Origin of the sequence: Paenibacillus sp. Marseille-Q4541 (assembly GCF_018310695.1) — a bacterium.
Classification (GTDB): Bacteria; Bacillota; Bacilli; order Paenibacillales; family Paenibacillaceae; genus Paenibacillus.
Window position 1 is genome coordinate 316763 of record NZ_JAGXCY010000001.1, and the last position, 21476, is coordinate 338238.

Consider the following 21476-nt stretch of genomic DNA (forward strand, 5'->3'; position numbering starts at 1 on the left):
TTCATCACCTTACCTGTCCCTAGCATAAATAAAAGGGTAAGAAAAAAGTTCATCCTTCACCATTTAGGCGAAAATGAACTTTTCTTGTGTTCCTAAGATAGTATACAGGACCTTCATCAGGTTCCGAAATATTAATGAGTGTGTGCTGAAATGTCCGTTAAGGCGATACCTGCATTGTCCTCGAAAGGAGATTGTGTTGCCAGATCTCCAAGGGACAAAATCCCTACCAGTTGTCCATTGTCAACGACAGGCAGCCTTCTTACTTGATGCTTAGCCATAATATCAGCAGCGGCATCTACAGATGCCTTCGAATCTACGGTAATTACGTCTTTTGTCATCACTTCACTTACTTTCGTAGAACCTGGGTGTTTGGATGCAATCCCGCGTAGAACAAGATCACGATCCGTCACGACACCAACCAGTTTACGGTGATCTTCCGTCTCTACAATGGGAATAAATCCAATATCATGTTCTTTCATATTCAGCGCGATATCATACACATGCTTATCCATGGAAACCGGAATAATGTTTGTGGACATCACTTCGGAAACATACTTTTTCATTAGGTGCATACTCCTCATCATCATAGGATCTAACAACTGTAACCCAAAAGCATTCTGTTAGAATACCCAATTGGACAAACAGCATTCTCTTCACCCGCAAATGACGAGACTTTATTTAAGCGTGTTCTTTTAGATAGTCTTGCGTCATCTGAATAAATAGTTTCATCGCATCCAGCATAGCACTCTCATCAAAATCAAACCTTGGATGGTGATGCGGATAAACTGCATTTAATTGTTCATTACCCGCACCCACAAACATGAAGCAGCCCGGTTTCTCTTTGAGATAATAAGCAAAATCTTCAGCAGGCATGATTTTTGGTGTCACAGCCACTCTTTCTGCCCCAAACACTTTTGACGCGGTCGCAAAAAAACGTGCTGCTTCCTTCTCATCATTAACGACAGGCGGATAACCCATAATGTACTCGATTTCAGCTTCTGTTCCGTACGCGGCAGCGATCTGTTGAGCTAATGTATGTATTCGATCCTTCATAATGTATCTCGTTTCTTCATCAAATGTGCGGACAGTCCCACTCATTTTGAACGTTTCGGCAATGACATTTTGGGCAGATCCAGCTTGAATTGTTCCAATGGTAAGCACGGCAGGCTGCAATGGATCAACGGAACGACTCACTACACTTTGCATTTGTAAAACGAGGGCAGATCCGGCAATAATGCTATCAATGCTCGTTTGGGGTACGCCTCCATGGCCGCCCTTGCCTGTAAGCTGAATATAAAAATCATCTGCGGCAGCCATCATGGCACCTGGAGTACTCGCATACGTCCCCACTGGGATTGGAGTCCACAAATGAATGCCATAAACGACGTCAACTTCATTTAACGCTCCGCTCGCAATCACTTTGGCCGCCCCACCCGGGAGAAGCTCCTCGGCAGGCTGAAATAAAAACCTGATTTCTCCAGTAAAGTCTTCCTTATGCTCACTCATATACCCGGCCGTTGCCAGCAATGTTGATACATGTCCATCATGTCCGCAAGCGTGCATCACGCCATCCACTTGTGATTTATAGGGAACTGTTTTTTCATCTTGAATGGGAAGAGCATCCATGTCAGCTCTCAGCATTACTACAGGGCCTGAACGTCCTGATTGCAAAATGCCAATCACACCGTGGCCTCCTACATTCGTTATCACTTCAAGTCCATAATATTCCAGATGTTCAGCAATAAACTTAGAGGTTTGAGACTCTTGAAAAGAAAGCTCTGGGTGCTGGTGAAGATAACGTCTCCACTCTATCATTTTGCCAAGCCATTCTTCATAGGTATGCACTGTATTCACGCTCTCCACCCCTTCAAATGATTTCTTCTATAATTGTAGCAGAATTTATACGTAAACGATATGAAATGGGAGGTTATGGAAAGCTTGCACATGTAGAGGAAACATACTAATATGAAACTAGAAATGTAAGGGAGTTTTTTATATAAGGAGGTATTGTCGTCAATGATTTTTGAAAACACAGGCCTGGACGGTTTAAAAAGTGATCTGGCGTACTTGGACGAAAGTGCCGAGAAGGTCGGATTTATTCGTTGGCAGTGGGAATATTATCGTGCTACATACGACTACAAAATTGAGGACAACAAGACAAAAAACGAATATTTCTTACGTATTAATACACGGGCAATCGAGGGCAAACTAGAAAAACCAGACACCATTCTTTCCGTAGAAGCGGTATATCTCGGAAGAGCAACATTCCCCCATGGACTAGAGTATGAGAGTGAAATCCCTACTCCTGTATTGAATGTAGCTAACGAGAAATTAAAACAACTCAAGGAACTGCTTGAAGCTTAGGCTAATATGAACTCTATGAAAAAAAACACAGCTAGGCCTCAGAGAAAAGGTTTGCCTGATTTTCAGCTACTGATCCTCACCTTGCTGTTGGTCGGCTTCGGACTGGTCATGGTTTACAGTTCGAGTTCCAGCATTGCCCTCGTGTCTGAAAATAACAACTATGACGCTCTCTACTACACGAAAAGACAAGTGGTCTTTGCCGTACTCGGCGTTATTGGCATGTTCGTTGCCATGAATATCCCTTTTACCAAATACAAGCAATTATATAAACCCTTATTTCTAATTACAATTCTAATGCTCGTTGCCGTTCTAATCGTAGGGGTAGAAATCAACAATGCCAGAAGCTGGTTTAATATCGGAATTGGGACTCTGCAACCTTCGGAAATTGCCAAGATATCAATCATCCTGTATTTGGCTGCTCTGATTACGAAGAAGGGCGAGCGTTTCCGTGATCTCAAAACCGGATATATCCCAGTTATGATTATCGTCGGATTCGTTGCTGGACTCATCATGTTGCAACCCGACTTCGGGTCTACCTTTATCCTGGTTGCAACGTGTGGACTCATTACTTATGCAGGCGGAGCAAGCATGAAACACATTATGGGTTCCATCGGACTCCTTATTCTTGGAGCTGGAATTGTCATAGGTGCTGGCTATCTTGTAGATCTGATGTCCGGTAATATATCTGGAAGTTCCGGCAGCTATAAGCTAGCACGCTTTCAATCCTTCCTGAACCCTTTTCACGATGAGTCGGGAGCTTCCTATAATCTGGTTAACTCACTTACTGCAATTGGAACAGGTGGCTTTACAGGTACTGGAATTGGACAAGGGGTTATCAAACTTCATTATTTACCCAATGCTTTTAATGATTTTATCTTTGCTGTTATCGGAGAAGAACTTGGATTCATTGGCGCCTTTATTTTCCTCGCTATTTATATTTATTTCATTTGGCGCGGGTTTACGATTGCGCTCAGGTGCAAGGACATCTTCGGTACGCTCGTTGGTGTCGGTATTATGGGCCTTATTGCAATCCAGGCTTTCATTAATATCGGTGGGGTTACCCAAACAATCCCTCTTACAGGGGTAACGCTTCCTTTTATCAGTTATGGAGGAACCTCTCTACTCGTAACAATGACAAGTATCGGGATCATGCTTAGTATTTCCCGGGAAAACAATTTGGAGACGTCTCAAGAGACGGTCAAATCCGTCCGAACCGTAACCGAGGAACGTCCCTCTCCTGCACTCGTCACGAGGAATAAGCAAAAACGCCGCTCCTCACGATAAACATATAAAAAAGGACAGTTGGTAATTACCGACTGTCCTTTTTTATGTGGCTGTCATGCCATTCATTATCAAGGTTGAAATATCTGAAATTGTAAGATACAAGTCTTATTGTTCGTCGCCACGGAAGGAAACGCCTTCTACCTTTACATTCACTTCAACGACGCGAAGTCCGGTCATGCTTTCTACCGCTTCACGTACATTTTGCTGAAGCATACGGGATACTTCATGAATAGGTGTCTCGTAAAGAACAATAATACGGAGATCAATGGCTGCTTCCGTTGATCCTACTTCTACAGTAACACCTTTTTGGACATTCTTTCCGCTGAGGCGTTTGGCCCAGCCTTCGGACAATCCTCCGGACATTGCTGCGATTCCTGGCGTCTCTAATGCTGCGAGTCCAGCAATTTTAGCTACAACATCATTGGATATCCGGATGTCGCCTGTTTCGATTTTGAGCTGCTCTGCCATGCCATATCCTCCTTTGCTTCTTTATAGATATTTTAATGCCTTTGACCCCCAAATTGCAAATAAAAGTGACATGTGAATTCTGATGCAATTATATGTCAAATGATTCATAATTGATGAAAATGGGGGAATATTGTAGTGGAGCGTTTCTCCTCTTCATTTCTTATACCCATTAAGTCAATTTTAAAAGGAGTATACATATGAGTAAAGTTAGAACCTCTCTACTGGTCATTACATTTTTACTAAGTGCTGCTTCCCACTACCTTCATTTTGATCCGCTTGTTCAGTTCGTCCTTTCCGCCATTGCTGTTGTCTTTGTGGCCGGTTTTCTTGGAAAAGCAACGGAACATGTTGCTCACTATGCAGGAGAAAGGCTCGGCGGATTTTTAAATGCAACTTTCGGAAATGCAGCTGAGCTCATTATTGCTATCTTTCTCGTTAAAGAAGGACTTTATGACATGGTGAAAGCCAGTTTGACTGGTTCTATTATCGGGAATTTGTTACTTGTACTCGGACTTAGCATTTTTCTCGGAGGAACGAAGTTTAAAATCCAGAACTTCAATCAATCCCTTGCCGGAATGAATGGCTCTCTAATGATTGTTGCGGTGATCGCACTTTTTGTGCCAGCCGTTTTTTTCAATACTCATACCATTACCGTTCCCCAAACTCAGACCCTTAGTCTGATTGTGGCCGGTATTCTCATAGTTGCTTATATCGCATGGATTATTTTCTCTATGGTAACGCATAAGGACATCCTTGCTGACAACGTAGCCGCTAACGAGGGAGAAGCTCACGAGCAGCCAGTATGGTCCAAAAAGAAATCCATCACGTATCTTATTCTAGCTACGGTGATGGTGGCTTTTGTCAGTGAATGGCTCGTTGGAACACTTGAAACGCTCACAGTGAGATTTGGCCTTAGTGAAATTTTTGTTGGTGCCTTCCTTGTCGCAATAGTAGGTAACGCAGCAGAACATAGTGCAGCTGTCCTTCTCGCCATGAAAAATAAAATGGGAGCAGCTGTAGAAATTGCTGTAGGAAGCAGTTTGCAAATTGCGTTGTTTGTTGCACCCGTGCTCGTGTTCACCAGCTTTTTCTTCGGAAACACGATGGACATCGTATTTACTACCATAGAACTTGTTGCGATTGGAGTTGCGGTCTTTATCGCTAAATCCATTATTCAAGATGGTTCGACCAACTGGTATGAAGGACTTCTGCTTATGGCCGTATACGCTATCCTTGGTGTATCGTTCTTCCTAATCTAGAGTGTACTTATACACAAAAAAAGCATGCATCTCCACTATGCATGCTTCTATAGAAGATACCAGGAGACCTACTCCTGGTTCCCTTTTTTATTAAGTGCCTCATACAGGACAGCAAGATTACGTTCGAGGTTATTAACCAGCTGCTTGCCTGTACCGACCGGAAGGAGACCTGCACGAACTGCAAAATCAACCTCTTTTGAAAAACCGAATACTTGCGTATCCAGCACTTCCTCATAGAGAGGGCAATAACGGGTTGCCAGATTCTCCATCTGAACTTGAATCAGTTTCTGTATTTTATCTGCATCTTCTTCAAGAAGACGGATTGCTTTGGAATTAAGTTGCTCTTGCAGATCTGATGAAGTCATGCACTCTTCCCCCCTACGTCCAGAATCTTGTACGACAATATACTTCTAATATTAGACGAAAACCGTTCTCAATACAAGAAGCATCTAAAAAAAGCACCCTTGCCGTGAACGGCAAAGGCGCTTCTGTTCCTGCTCGCAATTATTCTTCTACAAGCGTTACAGTAAGTCCGTGTTTTTCAAAAACTTCAGACATTTCCTTCTTAGCCTCATCTGCATCCGGTCCATGCACATGAAGTTCATAGGTTTTGCCTCCAACCAGCGTTGTAAACAGACCCAGAATGCTCTTCACATCAATGTACTTTGTGCCAGAATGAAGCACAATGGAAGAAGAGAATTTGCTCGCCGTTTGAGCAATCTCCACTACTGCCGCATTATTATTCGACATAGGAATCCCTCCGTCTAGTGTTAAGAATCTCTATTCTATATAACCACTAACAATATACATTGAATCCGCTTTCTTAGCAACCAAATTTTCCATTGCCCTGTTGGATGGAACGTTTTTTAAACTAAGTTCTCTGGATTCAATCCTTGCAGTTCAGGGATAACGAAAATTCCGTCCTTACGAATGAGAACATCGTCAAAATAAATTTCGCCACCGCCGTATTCCGGACGCTGGATCAATACCAGATCCCAGTGAATGGATGAAGTATTACCGTTATCTGTAACATCATATGCCTGACCTGGAGTAAAATGAAGACTTCCTGCAATTTTTTCATCAAACAAAATATCTTTCATTGGATGCAAAATGTGCGGATTGAATCCGATAGCAAACTCACCAATATAACGAGCTCCTTCATCGGAATCTAGAATCTCATTGAGTCGTTTCGTATCGTTACTTGTTGCTTCCACAATTTTGCCGTTTTCAAAACGGAACTTGATATTTTCAAATGTGATACCGTTGTATAGGGAAGGCGTATTGTAACTAATTGTTCCGTTCACAGAATCACGAACGGGAGCGCTATACACTTCGCCGTCTGGAATGTTTTTCTCCCCGGCACATTTTTCTGCACCAATGGACTTAATGGAGAAACTAAGGTCAGTTCCAGGACTGACAATCCGGACTTTATCCGTTCTGCGCATCAGGTCAGCAAGTGGATCTTGTGCTTTGTCCATTTTGGCATAATCGAGGTTACATACATCGAAGTAGAAGTCTTCAAATGCTTCAGTACTAGTGTTGGCAAGTTGCGCCATACTGGCATTAGGATAACGCAGGACAACCCATTTGGTACGCTTCACGCGCTCTTCGCTATGTACGGGATGAGAATATATTGCGTTATACATTTTCATTTTATCTTCAGGCACATCTGCCAGATCATTCGCATTTTCGCCTGCACGGATCCCAATATAGCCATCCATCAGTTCCATCCGTTTCAGATCAATCTCGGCCCAGGTTTTGAGCTGAGCTTCTGTTGCATTTTTAAGTGTCGCACGAAGTACGGTTTTATCTGTCAATTGAACAAATGCATTACCGCCTGCTTTACCGATTTCATCAATAATTGCATTAAGGAGATCGCGTTCTGAGCCGATCATCTCAACGAGTACATTTTCTCCTGGTTGTACATTCACAGAGTATCCGACCAAATTTTGGGCAAGTTTCTGGATTCTTGGATCTTTCATAGTGGTGTGTTACCTCCTTCAAGTTTCAAAGCTTCTATAGTGGATTAACATTCTTATTGTATCACTCAGTTTGCCTATTGGGATACATTTCACCTTCTATCCAGATCGAGTATCTACATAAAAATAGCATCAGTTTTATTTATAGCCATCAAAATAAACCTCAGTCACTAGTAATTCTTTATGCACCTTTCCTTCTTCTTTCTTATAGTTAATCGTACTTTCTGATGAAAACCTCAAGGGAAGACTCGTTTTTTTATCAATTAAGACATGATAAACCGAAGTGGCTTTTGCTTTATTTAGCTTGTCATCAAGTAATCTATTTTGTTTGTCATATAGTGTATTCAGCTCTTGTAAGCACTCCTTACGTTTTTCTTCAGGCACTGAACTCGCTAAAGTAGGAACTTCGTTCTGAAGATCCTTCATTTCTTCTTTCAGCTGATTCCTAACGTGTATAATCGCCTCTTCCCCTGCAAGTTCAATTCGGACCATCTGTTTCCCCATAGGTGTTCCTTGTTCCAAACGAAAAGTGTTGTTCTTCATTTGCTCAATGGCTTCAAGTTGCCCCAGTGGATTAAAACGATTCGTCGCAGGCTTATGTCCATCTATTGACTCTATCTGCCACTCTTTGTTTTTCCTTACCCACGTTAATGAACGCGCTCTGTTGTCAGACTTGCCTGTATCTATTTGTAACCCTGCTGCTTTGCTGCCGGGAACGATCCGACTTTCTATAACCAACTTGTTATGATTTGTTAATGTACCTGAGTATTGAAATTGATGTTCAAATAACCCTTTATCAGAAGTACGGATTCCACCTTCCCCGTTAAACACCATTTCTTCTTTACCCGCTAGGCCCGTTAATGCACGTTGAAAGATTTCTTTCGGGTCATCCTGAAACCGAGAAGTACATCCTGTTCCTCCGAACAAAGCAGCAGCACATAAGACAGAAATCAAGAAACGATATGGTAGTAAACGCATACCAAACCCAACCTTTCATCTCATTTGTCGTTAGGTTTGCCTCCGGAAGCAGCTTATATCCAAAAAAAAGAGCCTCTCTTCTTTCAAAGGGAGCGCTCATTATCTGTGTGAATTTTTATTTTCGATGCATACTTTGTTCTTGCCGCTATTCTTAGCTTCATATAATGCCATATCCGCACGATAAAACAGTGATTCCACGCTGACTTGGTCATCAAGCCAGCACCATTCTCCAATTCCGCAAGAAACCGTAATCGATGGGGAGGTCCGTTCAGGGATTTGAATTCGAATAGCTTCAGCAATTTGCTGTGCTTGCTGGGCACTAATTTGAGGTAGATAGATTGCCAGTTCTTCCCCACCCCATCTTGCGCAAAGATCATCAGAATCTGCATTGGAGCGAATGACATCACTCACCTGTTTGAGTACCGTATCTCCAATTTGATGTCCATAAGAATCATTCACTTGCTTAAAATGATCTAGATCTATAACGATAAGGGAACCACAGAAGTCGCTATTCTGTCTTTCTTCAATCATTCGATCCATGTAGTGTCTTACGTATAAACCGGTTAGGGCATCTACTGTTGCGAGTCTCTTCACTTCGGCATGGAGCGTTGCGTTCGTAACGGCAAGTCCAATATGAACACCAAGCATGTCCAAAAACCGAAAATTGTCATAAGAGAAAAATTGTTTCTTCTGGTGGGAAACCAAAATCGTACCTTCGACCTGTCCGTTTATGCGAAGTGGTACAGCCATCATCGACATTGATCCAGTATCATCCATTAAGACAGAACTAGGGCCGCTGTATTTTTCATAATCAAATATAATAAAAGGTTCACCTGTACGATAAACCTCTCCACTAATTCCGCATAGAGGGAATTTTTCATGTTTCAGCGAAGGCAGGCTTGAATTAAGCACACGAAATTGCTGATCTTCAGAATCAATCTGAAGGATACAACAAGCTTTGGCCTTAAAAATTCGCATAAGCTGTTGCACAGCATACTCATAAATGTCTGCAAGCTGCAAACTTTGATTCAAACGTTTGGTAAGTTCGTCAATCATACGGAGTTCCTGAATAAGTGTATTTGATTGCTCATGCATTTTGGCATTCTCATATGCATTTCCAGCTGTATCCGCCAACATGACGATCAGCTGTATATCCACATCCTCAATTAATTCTTGAGGAGCTTCAATATGAAATACACCATACGTCCCCTGTTTCCCTCGAAACGGAATACCAAATTCAAACTCGCCTTTCCCTAGTGGTTGAGAAATAAATCTCTCTTCCGTGTAAGCACGTGCACATACGGGGTTGTATTGTCCCTGTAGATATAGTGGCTTGACTCTAGGGTCGTCCGTGATCCCATCTTGCGACATGTATAACGTAAGACGAGCTGCTGGAAAAAGAAAAGCTACACTATCAAACACTTCTTCCAAAACAGACTGAACGTCCATGCGGTCATGCATACGCTGAACAATTTGAAACAAAATGGAACGGCGTCTATTTTCTTTTTCAGTCAGTTTATGAATATGAAGGAGATCAGACAAGAATAGGTGCTCAAAATGTCGATAAAAGCTAGACTGAAAAAAAAGTTTGCCTGCCTGTAGTACTTCTTCTAATCCTTCACGAGCTTCGGGAACAGCCACACACAACAAACCAAGCTGCTTCCCGTCCGTGCGTGTCTGAAGCGGCACCATATACAGATCGTATCGTTCGAATTCTTTTACTGATACTAGCCTGGGATAAAGTCTAATTTTCGTATGTTCTTCCTCGATCGTGTGAAAAACCGCTTCCTTTATAGGTAGGGAGTTTTCACCACTTTTTGCCAAACAGAGTTTACTACTATTCCACAAAGATATGATCGAATGCTGTAAAGAAGGAATCGACTTTACCTCTTGGTTCCATTCTTTAAAAGCTTCTCGGAGTAAACGGTCAATATATGCAGAATCAAAAGCGCTAACATCAAGATGATCCATCCACTCATCATTTTCATTCCAATAGCCTTGCTCTTCGTGTATTAGTAGAGGTTCATAGGTTTGGATCCCCTGAGATGAATGAGTCATATTCCCTGCATTATAGAAAGATTTATGTAATTGTTCTGTCATATAGGCGCTCCTTTGCACCAATGGCAAGCCCAAAGAGATGAGCAGCAGCCAAAAGGCATGGTCGATTCATAACTCATGTCTCCATATGGATACTTAAAAACATATTTTTATTAAAGTACTTGAAAATTTAAAATTAAGATACAATCTTATATTACTCTCTTTACTAGTAGTTTGCATCATTTTTAAAGAAATTGGTACTATATTTTTAGGTCCTATGACCTATCGACAAAATAAGACGAAATTCTACTTTTTCACTTCTCTTGACTTCGTACTCTAATTTAATATAATATATATTGTTGAACAAGACTGTAATGGTCTTTAATTTGGGCGTAACGTTGTGTCACCCTCACAGCTCTTTGTTGCTGATTGGACAGCGGCTGAACTTTTCAATCGGTTGTATACCTACTAAACAGGTTATACGAAACAAAAAGCGGCGCAAATAGAGCCCCATCTGATAATTTATAATAAAAGGAGTTACTCTAAACATGGCACGTTACACTGGTCCTAAATTTAAATTAAGTCGCCGTCTCGGCATCTCTCTCAGCGGTACAGGTAAAGAATTGGCAAAACGCCCTTTCCCTCCTGGCCAACATGGTCCTAACCAACGGAGAAAAATCAGCAACTACGGTATGCAACTTCAAGAAAAGCAAAAATTGCGCCACATGTACGGTTTGGGTGAAAAGCAGTTCCGTACTTTGTTCGCTAAAGCACAAAAAATGCAAGGTATTGCTGGTGAGAACTTCATGTTCCTACTTGAATGCCGTCTTGATAACTTGGTTTACCGTCTTGGTTTTGCTAACTCCCGTGCAGGCGCACGTCAATTGGTAGCTCACGGACACATTACTGTTAACGGTAAAAAAGTAGACATCGCTTCTTACGCTGTAAACATTGGTGATGTAATTGGTCTTCGTGAAAAAAGCCGCGGTCTTTCTTCTGTTAAAGAAGCAATTGAAAACCGTTCACATCTTCCAGCTTACATTGAGTACAACGAAGCAGCTCTTGAAGGCAGATTCATCCGTCTTCCAGAACGCGCTGAGCTTTCTCAAGATATCGATGAAAAACAAATCGTCGAGTTCTACAACCGTTAAGATCTGAGTCAAGCTTTAAATCCCCTGTGCTTCTGGCCAGGGGATTTACTATATACAAAGAGATTTTACAATTCGGACGTAAAGAGCACCCAAATCCTTAGGGAGATGGGTGCTCTTCTCTATTATAAGCGCCTACCTTCTATTTTTTCCCTTGATAGGAGGAACATTATGACTATGATGTGAAGTTGCATTCGTATCAGACTATGGGGTATAGGGTAATGCTACACCATAAATAAACATGATTTCTTTATTTTTTGCTATTATATAGAACACATTCCGAGCAAGGATGTCAATTTCCGAGCCTTACCACCATTTGCGGGGGTTCAAATGGCTCAATTTATGCTATAATAATGCCTGTTAAAAGGAGGAAAGCATTTGATGGTTGATGATCAGAATAAAAAACCTGAAGAAAAGCCTTCCCGCAATCGTTTTTTACGCAGGTTGGGTAGTTTTGCGAAGTGGGCGTTCGTACTTGGCATCATAGGTGTCCTATTTGCAGGGGGCGCACTAACAGGCTACATAGCTTCTATTGTAAAAGACGAACCTGTCCGCTCAAGAGCTGCCATTGAGCAAGCTGTAGGGGAAAATGCACTGACGGGGTTTGCTTATTTTGCAGACGGGTCTCCCATTGGTCAACTTCGGACCGAGGAAGATCGGCGAATTGTAGGGTTTGAGGAAATTCCTCAAAAGGTAATTGACGCAGTTATATCAATTGAAGACGATTCATTCTATGAACATAAAGGTGTCGACATAACAGGAACAATGCGTGCAGTTAAAGAACGGGTACTGAATGAACCCGTACAAACTGGAGGAAGTACACTTACACAGCAATTAGCTAGACGGGTGTTTCTGAACCTAGACAAAACAGAGGACCGGAAAGTAAAGGAAATGTTATTATCCCTTCGTCTAGAAAGATTTTTGACAAAAGATGAAATTATAACAGCCTATTTAAACAAGGTTCCTTTTGGAAATGGATCAAGCGGATATAATGTGTATGGCATTAAAGCCGCTGCCAAGGGCATTTTTAATATTAATGATCTGAATGATTTGAACATTGCGCAAGCTGCCTATTTAGCAGGCCTTCCGCAGCTCCCTTCTTCTTATTCTGCTTTTAACGGAAAAGGGGATTTCAACGAGAAGAACTTTAATAATGCCATTGAACGACAAGAGCGCGTTCTTGGACGCATGCTGGCTCTTGGCAAGATTACACAAAGTGAATATGATGAGGCACTAGCGTTTGATATCAAATCTTCGCTTGCTCCAAAAGTAGCCAAAGCGTACAACACTTACCCTTATCTCATGCTGGAAACGGAGCGTCAAGCAGCGAAGGTACTTATTGATGTGCTCTATCCAGAAGCAGCACAAAATGGCGGTACAACCACTGAACAATTGGAACAAGCACAGCTTCAGTTGCGTACCGGCGGATACCGTGTATATACGACGATTAACAAAAATGTATACAAAACAATGCGCTCCATTGCTGAAGATGACAGTAACTTCTCTGCCTATGATGAAAACAAAGGTTTAGAACAGACTGCTTCTATGATGATCGATCATAAAACAGGGAAAATTCTCGGTATGATCGAGGGTCGTGACTTTAACGTAGAGAATATGAACTATGCTACTCAGATGGTAAGACAACCAGGTTCTGCTATGAAGCCGATTGCTGCTTATCTACCAGCACTCGAAGAGGGGCTAATCCAACCGGCATCCATCATTGATGACTCGCCGATTATTCTGAAAGACGGCAGCAAAGGATATCATATTCCGAAAAATAGTAATGGAAGATACAGCGGACTTGTTACAGCAAGATATGCGCTGAATCAGTCACTTAACGTCCCTGCTCTGAAACTTTTTAATGAAGAAGTAGGTATGGAAAAAGCATGGGACTTCTCTAAGAGTCTAGGAATTACTACGCTTACCGAAAATGATTACGCCAACGCTACTACGGGTGTACTTGGTGGTCTGACCCATGGTGTAACCGTAGAAGAATTGACCAATGCTTACGGTGCAATTGCTAATAATGGTGTATTCAATGATGCTTATATGATCGAAAAAATTGTGGATTACAAAGGTAACATTGTCTATAGCCATAAAGCTGAGCCTACCCAAGTGTTCTCAGAACAAACGGCTTATCTCATGACAGATATGCTTCGTACTGCCATTTCAGATGGAACAGGTAAAGTTGTCAGAGATAACTTTAATAAATATGGTGATATTGCGATATCTGGTAAAACCGGAACCACGCAAAACTACGGTGATGTTTGGTTCCAGGGATACACTCCCGATGTTACCCTTGGGGTTTGGGTTGGTTACAAAACACAGGAGAACACTCTGGAAACCAAAGCTCAGAAAGAACGTGCACGCAAGCTGTGGGCGAAAATTATGAGTCAAGTTTCTGATACGGAACCTGATTTGTTTACAACCAAATCGTTTACAAAGCCAGATGGAATTACTACGAAAACCGTGTCGGCATACAGTGGTAAACTTCCTACTTCGGCTACAGATAAGTTGGTTACGGATATGTTCAATACCAAATTTGTACCGACAGAATACGACGATGCCGTTGGTAAAGCCAAGTATATTACCTATAACGGTGTAAACTATATTCCAAGAGATGAGACGCCTTCGGATATGCTTAAAGAACAGACCGTTATTAAACGGAAACGTCCGATTTCTGATCTCATTAAAGAACTTCAAGCTGCATTTAAGAAAATGAGCTCACACGAATCACTTTCTTATTACTTGCCAACAGATGCGGATGACGAGATGCCTAAAGAAGTCGATCCACGTCGTGATGATGGTAGCGCTCCTGACGCCCCAGGCAATGTCAGAATAAGCGTGAATAATGATAATGCAGTGATCACCTTTAATCCAAGCGGAGCAAGCGATGTCGTCGGTTACAGACTGTATCGCAGTATGTATGGCGGTCCATTCCAGAACCAAGGCAAAGTTGTGCTCGCTGGTAATTCAACGACATTCTCTTCCTATGCTGGAAGTGGTGCTCAATTCTACATCGTCGCTGTTGACGTTGCAGGAAAAGAATCGGCGCCAAGTGCAGTTGTCGGTAGTCAATCCACTACTCCACCTGTACCGCCAGAAGAAACACCAGATGATGATAATGGAGGTTCTATTGAAGTTCCTGGAGAAGTCGTCGATCCAGACGATAATTCCGATGGAGAAAACAATACAGAACAACCACCAGCCAATGCTGTACCTGCTGCTCCTAGTGGAGTTACTGCTGCGGTTACAGATCAAGGCATTATGATTAGCTGGTCTGCTCAAGAAGGAGTAACTAGCTTTAATGTATACTACAGCGAAACAGGTCAGGAACCATTTAATCTAGTGGGATCAGCAAGTTTCACTTCCTTTAAATATAATAATGCGGAAGCCAAAGGCGCTTTCCGTGTGGCTGCTGTTAATGCAGCTGGCGAATCGCCTCATTCCGCAGCTGTTAGTGTAGGAAATTAGATCTTAATAGTAAACCGTTGATTATAACGGGGAAGACAAGACAAAAGGTCGAGCAAGGGTACATACCTTGCTCGACCTTTTTTTTATGAGAAATAGAGCCGTCCACGTAGCTAACTAAGAGTACGTGGACGGCTCCTTTATATGTGGTTAAAATACAACCTATTAATCCTCAATTGTAGATAGGTCTCCCGTAGGCAAATCCAGCTCCCATGCTTTGAGTACTCTTCGCATGATTTTACCAGATCTTGTCTTCGGCAATTTCTCTTTAAATTCGATTTCGCGAGGCGCAGCATGTGCTGACAGTCCTTCTTTTACAAATCGATAGATCTCATCCTTAAGTTCCTGAGAAGGTTCATATCCCTCTCTCAGGGCGACAAACGCTTTGATGATTTCTCCTCTTACGAGATCCGGTTTACCGATGACACCAGCTTCTGCAACCGCAGGATGCTCTACTAGCTTGCTCTCTACTTCAAATGGACCAATACGCTCACCAGATGAATTGATTACGTCATCAATACGGCCTTGGAACCAGAAATACCCGTCTTCATCCATATAGGCCGAGTCTCCCGAGATATACCATCCTGGGATACGGAAATACTCTTCGTACTTCGCTTCATTATTCCAAATCTTTCTCATCATTGACGGCCAAGGCGTTTTGATTGCAAGATTCCCCATGGAATACGGTGGAAGCTCTTCTCCCTGATCGTTAATTATAGCTGCTTCAATTCCTGGTACTGGTTTCCCCATTGAACCTGGTTTGATGTTCATTCCCGGATAGTTACAAATGAGCTGCCCACCCGTTTCTGTCATCCACCATGTATCATGAATTCGCTGATTATAGGCTTTGGTTCCCCAACGAACAACTTCGGGATTAAGAGGTTCCCCTACGGATAACACATGGCGCAGTGTGGACAGATCAAACTGGTTAATAACATCCTCACCAGCACCCATAAGCATACGGAAGGCAGTAGGTGCACTATACCATACTGTCACCTTGTTCTTCACAATTGTCTGATACCAGTCCTGCGGACTGAAGCGACCACCGCGAATAACATTGGTTACCCCATTTAACCATGGAGCAAAAATTCCATAAGACGTACCCGTTACCCAACCTGGATCAGCAGTACACCAGTAAATATCATCTTCCCTTAAATCGAGAACTACCTTACCTGTATAATAATGCTGAAGCATGGCATTCTGTACATGATATACCCCTTTTGGTTTACCTGTAGATCCAGAGGTATAATGAATCAGCATACCATCTTCTAGCGTCATCCATTCTGGTTCAAGTGAATCCGAAGCCTCTGCCATCTCTGCATCAAAATCAACGAGCCCTTCCTCTTGCTGTTCCCCACCGCCTACAACAAAAATATGCTTCAAGAGTGGTAGCTCATCACGTTTGATACGCGACAACAATCCTGGGGTTGTAATTAAAGCAACGGCACCACTGTCTTCCAGTCGGTCCTTTACCGCAGTTTCCATAAATGCTTCAAACAGCGGGCCTACAATCCCTCCAACCTTAATAATACCAAGTAAACCAATGTAAAGTTCAGGGCTTCTTGGCATAAAAATAAAGACGCGCTCGCCTTTCGTAATGCCATATTTGCGTAGTACATTTCCAAATCGATTAGATGCTTCGCTCAGATCAAGAAAACTATATTTCTCATCTCTTTGAGCATCACTGTACAAAAGTGCGGTTTTCGCACCTCGCCCTTCTTCGACATGCCGGTCAATTGCCTCGTAAGCCATATTAACCTTTCCTGTCTCGTTCCATGTAAAATGCTTCTTAACTTCTTCCCAACTAAACTGATCACGAGCCTGATCGTAATCTCCTAGATTACTTCGCTCTGCGACAGTCGCGATGAATTCGTTCTGAATTTGACCCATTGTCTATCCGAGCCTCCCCTAAGCTACATCTTCACAATGTACAAGTCCGTTAGCGCTTACAAAATTGCAAATTCGATACCATCTGCATACATACTGTGGGAATAATCACTGAATTGTGAAAAATTTATGTCTGGATTATTATAGCATAAATTCCAATTATGATACTATTCCTTTTCATTTTTTTATTTATTTGCTATAAGTAGGGTATAACAAGTAAAAGGAGCATGAACAAACTGATGGAACATATGAAACAGCACAATGTCCATTCCTTCCGTAGGAACGGCCGGGAGATTGTTGTTGAAGGCCCTGTCCCTGCCTACCTTTTGCAGAGTTACGAGATGCACCCGGACCTCGACGCTTTTCGAAGACCCACAGAACAGCACGAAGCACTGGTTGAAATTGCAGCGCTAGACGAAGGAAGAATCATTCTCGCCCGCGTGGATCAAACGATAATTGGATACGTTACTTTTCATTATCCTGATGAAATGGAGCGCTGGTCTGAAGGAAATATGAAAGATTTGATTGAGCTCGGTGCCATTGAGGTTGCAGATGAATTTCGTTCTTACGGTATTGGTAGAACTTTGATCAGAACTGCTTTTGAGAACGACCAAATGGAGAACTATATTGTATTTACAACGGAATATTACTGGCATTGGGATCTTAAGGGAAGCGGCCTCTCTGTGTGGGATTACCGCAAGATGATGGAGAAACTAATGAAGACGGTCCAAATGGAATGGTATGCTACCGATGACCCGGAAATTTGTGCCCATCCTGCGAACTGCCTTATGGTCCGTATTGGTAAAAACGTGCCACTCTCTTCTAAGGAGCAATTTGATAAAGTAAGATTCAGGCAGCGCTATATGTATTAAAAAAGAGACAGAAACTCCGATTACATCGGATGGTTTCTGTCTCTTTTTTTACAAGTAAACTCTGAAATCGTATGTTGATTAACTTAGCTGAAGAAGCATTGATTCAACAATACGATGGGATTTATGTGAAGCCTTCACCGTAAATTCAGCAAAATTAACATGGGCGGAACCATCTGCCTTGTCCGACATCCCGCGCAAAATAACAAAAGGAACATCGTTCATGTAGCATACTTGTGCTACTGCTGCCCCTTCCATCTCCGCACATGCACCGTCTAGTTCTTCATAGAGTCGTTGTACGGTCTCTTTACTCGCTATAAACTGATCACCAGACAATACAATCCCTTTACGGAATGGTACAGTAAGCTGCTCACAAGCCGTCACTGCTAGACTTACAAGCTCAGGGTCTGCCGGAAATGCTGATACCTCCTGATAAGGAATTTCCCCGCGTTTAAATCCAAGCGGAGTTACATCCATATCGTGCTGAATACAAGAGGTGGACACTACAATATCTCCGATTTCAAGTTCTGGATGAACTGCACCAGCTACGCCAGTGAAAATAACACGGGAAACCCCAAATTTCTCAATAAGCATTTGTGTGGTTACTGCTGCATTTACTTTACCTACGCCAGATTTACAGACCACTACATGTTGTCCATAAATGTCTCCTTCAGCGTAATTAATACCTGCATATGTATACTGTTTCACATTTTGCATCCCTGCCAGAAGAAGTTCGATTTCTTCATTCATGGCTCCCATGAGACCGATTGTAGCTGTCATGATGATTATATCCCCTTTACTTGTTTAATCGGCAAAAAAGCCCCGAATAACCGGAGCTTTTTGGATTTCATAAAATTACACGTGGCTAACAGATAAACGCAAAATGGTTTCGTGCGGCAAAATAACACGCGGATTTTCGACGTTTTCTTTTTTCATCAGTTTCGTAAGTAGTCGCATTGCTACTGCACCTAGATCGTACATCGGTTGCGCAACTGTAGTCAGCTGTGGACGTACCATCGAAGCCATGCGAATGTTATCTACACTAATAATAGAGTAGTCATCCGGCACTTTTAGGCCATCATCTTGAATGCTATGAATCGCACCTATTGCCATTTCATCCGTGGCAGAGAAAATAGCCGTTGGCTTTTTCTTGAGACCCAAGAAGTACTTCATTGCTTCTACTCCGGACTCATAGCGGTAATTCCCGATACGAACTAAATCTTCCTGATATTCAATTCCAGCAGTTTCAAGCGCACGCTTGTACCCTTGGAATCTAGCATAACCATTCGCAGGATCTTGAAGCGTTCCACTGATCATAGCAATTTCACGGTGCCCATGACGAACGAGTGTACTTACTGCATCAAATGCTGCGGACTCATGGTCAATGTCAACGGAAGGATATGTTCCTTTTTCATCACTCGTTGCACAAAGTACGATAGGAACAGCAGAAGTTTGGAAAGCTTGGATGTGTTCATCCGTAACTGTTCCACCCATGAAGAGAAGCCCGTCCACTTGTTTTTCAAGCAGTGTGTTAATAACACGAATCTCTTTTTCCTTTTTCTTATCCGCATTACACAAAATAATGTTGTAATGGTACATATTGGCAATATCTTCAATTCCCCGAGCAATCTCGGCGAAAATCGAGTTCGAAATATCTGGAATAACGACTCCTACTGTTGTCGTTTTTTTGCTAGCAAGTCCTCTTGCTACTGCGTTAGGACGATAGCCCAAGCGTTCAATTGCTTCATAAACTTTTTTACGTGTTTGAGGTTTAACGTTAGGGTTGTTGTTGACTACCCGAGAAACCGTTGCCATAGAAACTCCGGCTTCGCGTGCTACGTCATAGATCGTTACCGTCACATTCCTTCTCTCCATTTGCAATAAATTTTCATTTCATTTTCAATTAAAATTATGATACGACATATGATTGCAACATGCAATAAAACAGGCTCTAAGACTCGCTTAAAACCGCACTTAAGCCGCTTGAAGTTATATGGGAATGAGAAGTATGCCATACGGGTGATCCATTTTTCACAAGAATTGCTTGTGGAGACTCATGTCTCACACCCAGACGTTCCGCAGCTTCCATAGAAATACTGCGCTCTTCGACGACATAGATGATACTATAGTTTACTTTATCCGCAGGATGACCTTGCAAGTAAGTCAATACTTCATCATACGCATGCGCGCTGATCGGACAGCGGGTGCTATGTTTAAATAACAAAAGCGGTACTTCCGAAGATAATGCGATACCGTCATTTAATTGTTCTATAGAAGTCATTCTTGTCAACGTTTTCATAACATATACATCCCCTTTCATAAGTTCAGCAGCCAGTGGATCGTACAAGAAAATGATGATTACTTGAATGTAAAGGGACTCCATGTAAATACATGAGAAATCGCTTTTTGTCGTGTTTTCATTCTTTTCAGAAAATCTTACACTACAACATAGTAACAAAAAATAACGAGAAAAGCTAATTTCCAGACATTTTGTGACGCATTTTTAACCCGCTTCAGAAAAATGTTCTTCAAAGCGAAATTGTGACAGCTGTTCTAGTCTTCGCTGGATATCCTTCATCCATGGCTTATCCTCCATTTGAAGAGCACATTGATATACATCAAGAAGCAAATTAATACGCTCCTGTTTGTAGGCATCCATTACATTTGCTAGCTCATCTGAGTCAAGTTCCGGCTTCCTATTACATAAATCACAAATTAGATTGGCTACTTCATTCATTTCAGAGAACATAACGACTTGATAGTTCGTAGGCTGCTCTATTGTTTGAAGATATTCGGTTAAATGAGCCTTGACCGGTTTAAGTACTTCATAAGTCGAACAAGACATGCATGAAAAGACAGGAACATTTTTAATTTCAATCTTTTTGGCAAAAATGACTGTACGTAGCTCGAGGTTCATCGTTTGTTTACAATTGCACCATCTGCGCATAGGACCACCGCCTGTAACATTGTCTCATTCAAGGTTCGTGCTTCTTCTACATAATTCTTCGACTAATGTAACATAAATCCTGCCAGTACGGGCATTGTACTATTTTCCATAACTATATTGTTATATCTATGATATTAGTCACATTATATTTTTAGATTAAATTCAAAAATAGCACATTTGGCATTTCGGTCCCATCTCCGCTACACTAGAAAGTAAATAAAGAAAAGGAGTGAAGGAAAGAAATGAGACTGACTGGAAAAAAAGTAATTGCTCTCGTTGATGAAGAGTTCGAAGATTTGGAATTATGGTATCCTGTACATCGCGTGCGCGAAGAAGGTGCCGAAGTTCATTTGGCTGGAGAAATAAAAGATAAGACCTATGTAGGTAAGTACGGGGTCCCTGCCAAGGTAGACTATAGCTTTGACGAGCTGAATAGCAAGGACTATGATGGAATCCTTGTTCCTGGTGGCTGGGCTCCGGACAAACTTCGCAGATACCCGAAAGTGATTTCGCTCGTTCAGGAAATGAACGCAGACCAGAAAATTATCGGACAAATTTGTCATGCCGGCTGGGTATTGATATCCGCCAAGATTTTGCAAGGTGTTACAGTAACTTCAACCCCAGGTATTCGAGATGACATGGAAAATGCTGGTGCAATATGGAAAGATGAAGCTGTCGTTACCGATGGACATATCGTCTCCGCACGCAGACCTCCAGATCTCCCCCCTTACGGAAAAGCATTCTGCGATCTGCTAGCGGAAAAATAAAAAAAGACTGATTTAACC

General features: G+C 42.1%; 20 protein-coding genes. 7 read left to right on the forward strand and 13 right to left on the reverse strand.

From position 1 onward, the window contains the following. Positions 1-131: 131 nt before the first annotated feature. Both KFT32_RS01565 and KFT32_RS01570 read right to left on the reverse strand, forming a co-directional pair. A complete protein-coding gene (locus KFT32_RS01565; RefSeq protein WP_211745338.1) occupies positions 132-563 on the reverse strand; it encodes a CBS domain-containing protein in 432 nt (143 codons plus the stop codon). A gap of 115 nt (positions 564-678) precedes the next feature. Then, positions 679-1815, reverse strand: a complete 1137-nt coding sequence (locus KFT32_RS01570) for a M20 metallopeptidase family protein (RefSeq protein ID WP_211745583.1) — start codon at positions 1813-1815, stop codon at positions 679-681. A 201-nt stretch (positions 1816-2016) separates the two neighbouring features. Between KFT32_RS01570 and KFT32_RS01575 the strand changes: the two genes are divergently transcribed. Continuing rightward, positions 2017-2364, forward strand: coding sequence for a YugN family protein (locus KFT32_RS01575; protein ID WP_211745339.1), 348 nt, complete (start codon positions 2017-2019; stop codon positions 2362-2364). A 15-nt stretch (positions 2365-2379) separates the two neighbouring features. Further along, complete coding sequence (gene ftsW, locus KFT32_RS01580) at positions 2380-3648, forward strand: putative lipid II flippase FtsW (protein ID WP_211745584.1); 1269 nt, start codon at positions 2380-2382, stop codon at positions 3646-3648. A gap of 105 nt (positions 3649-3753) precedes the next feature. Here ftsW and KFT32_RS01585 read toward each other — a convergent pair whose 3' ends face one another. Further along, entirely contained in the window at positions 3754-4116 is a 363-nt protein-coding gene (locus KFT32_RS01585; protein WP_211745340.1) for an Asp23/Gls24 family envelope stress response protein, read from the reverse strand. A gap of 197 nt (positions 4117-4313) precedes the next feature. Here KFT32_RS01585 and cax point away from each other — a divergent pair, with 197 nt between their 5' ends. Further along, positions 4314-5375, forward strand: coding sequence for a calcium/proton exchanger (cax, locus tag KFT32_RS01590; RefSeq protein WP_211745341.1), 1062 nt, complete (start codon positions 4314-4316; stop codon positions 5373-5375). A gap of 68 nt (positions 5376-5443) precedes the next feature. Here cax and KFT32_RS01595 read toward each other — a convergent pair whose 3' ends face one another. The 5 genes from KFT32_RS01595 to KFT32_RS01615 form a co-directional block, all read right to left on the reverse strand. Further along, positions 5444-5740, reverse strand: a complete 297-nt coding sequence (locus KFT32_RS01595) for an Fpa/YlaN family protein (RefSeq protein ID WP_211745342.1) — start codon at positions 5738-5740, stop codon at positions 5444-5446. Between the two features lie 139 nt (positions 5741-5879). Next, on the reverse strand, positions 5880-6125 hold the full coding sequence (locus KFT32_RS01600; RefSeq protein WP_211745343.1) for an HPr family phosphocarrier protein: 246 nt from the start codon (positions 6123-6125) through the stop codon (positions 5880-5882). Between the two features lie 116 nt (positions 6126-6241). Beyond that, a complete protein-coding gene (locus KFT32_RS01605) occupies positions 6242-7357 on the reverse strand; it encodes an aminopeptidase (RefSeq protein WP_211745344.1) in 1116 nt (371 codons plus the stop codon). 135 nt (positions 7358-7492) lie between these two features. Further along, a complete protein-coding gene (locus KFT32_RS01610) occupies positions 7493-8332 on the reverse strand; it encodes a hypothetical protein (RefSeq protein ID WP_211745345.1) in 840 nt (279 codons plus the stop codon). 99 nt (positions 8333-8431) lie between these two features. Further along, a complete protein-coding gene (locus KFT32_RS01615; RefSeq protein WP_211745346.1) occupies positions 8432-10432 on the reverse strand; it encodes a sensor domain-containing diguanylate cyclase in 2001 nt (666 codons plus the stop codon). 485 nt (positions 10433-10917) lie between these two features. Between KFT32_RS01615 and rpsD the strand changes: the two genes are divergently transcribed. Both rpsD and KFT32_RS01625 read left to right on the forward strand, forming a co-directional pair. Next, positions 10918-11520 carry a 30S ribosomal protein S4 gene (gene rpsD / locus KFT32_RS01620; protein ID WP_211745347.1) on the forward strand — a complete coding sequence of 201 codons (603 nt, stop codon included), beginning with the start codon at positions 10918-10920 and terminating at the stop codon, positions 11518-11520. 378 nt (positions 11521-11898) lie between these two features. Next, positions 11899-14991: a transglycosylase domain-containing protein gene (locus tag KFT32_RS01625; protein WP_211745348.1), complete on the forward strand. Its 3093-nt coding sequence runs from the start codon at positions 11899-11901 to the stop codon at positions 14989-14991. Positions 14992-15153: 162 nt separating this feature from the next. Here the strand turns inward: KFT32_RS01625 and acsA are convergent, their stop codons facing one another. Then, on the reverse strand, positions 15154-16878 hold the full coding sequence (acsA, locus tag KFT32_RS01630) for an acetate--CoA ligase (protein ID WP_211745349.1): 1725 nt from the start codon (positions 16876-16878) through the stop codon (positions 15154-15156). A gap of 236 nt (positions 16879-17114) precedes the next feature. Between acsA and KFT32_RS01635 the strand changes: the two genes are divergently transcribed. Then, positions 17115-17747: a GNAT family N-acetyltransferase gene (locus KFT32_RS01635; RefSeq protein ID WP_211745350.1), complete on the forward strand. Its 633-nt coding sequence runs from the start codon at positions 17115-17117 to the stop codon at positions 17745-17747. Positions 17748-17825: 78 nt separating this feature from the next. Here the strand turns inward: KFT32_RS01635 and KFT32_RS01640 are convergent, their stop codons facing one another. The 4 genes from KFT32_RS01640 to KFT32_RS01655 all read right to left on the reverse strand — a co-directional run bounded on the left by KFT32_RS01640 (position 17826) and on the right by KFT32_RS01655 (position 20691). After that, the gene (locus KFT32_RS01640) at positions 17826-18524 is read right to left on the reverse strand and encodes a 5'-methylthioadenosine/adenosylhomocysteine nucleosidase (RefSeq protein ID WP_211745351.1); all 699 of its coding nucleotides are present in this window, start codon (positions 18522-18524) and stop codon (positions 17826-17828) included. Positions 18525-18599: 75 nt separating this feature from the next. After that, on the reverse strand, positions 18600-19604 hold the full coding sequence (gene ccpA / locus KFT32_RS01645; RefSeq protein WP_211745352.1) for a catabolite control protein A: 1005 nt from the start codon (positions 19602-19604) through the stop codon (positions 18600-18602). Between the two features lie 91 nt (positions 19605-19695). Beyond that, a complete protein-coding gene (gene ytxJ / locus KFT32_RS01650; RefSeq protein WP_211745353.1) occupies positions 19696-20043 on the reverse strand; it encodes a bacillithiol system redox-active protein YtxJ in 348 nt (115 codons plus the stop codon). A 204-nt stretch (positions 20044-20247) separates the two neighbouring features. Next, positions 20248-20691, reverse strand: coding sequence for a hypothetical protein (locus tag KFT32_RS01655; RefSeq protein ID WP_211745354.1), 444 nt, complete (start codon positions 20689-20691; stop codon positions 20248-20250). 242 nt (positions 20692-20933) lie between these two features. On the opposite strand from KFT32_RS01655, the gene KFT32_RS01660 reads away from it, so the two are divergent. Then, positions 20934-21458, forward strand: a complete 525-nt coding sequence (locus KFT32_RS01660) for a type 1 glutamine amidotransferase domain-containing protein (protein ID WP_211745355.1) — start codon at positions 20934-20936, stop codon at positions 21456-21458. Positions 21459-21476: the final 18 nt, after the last annotated feature.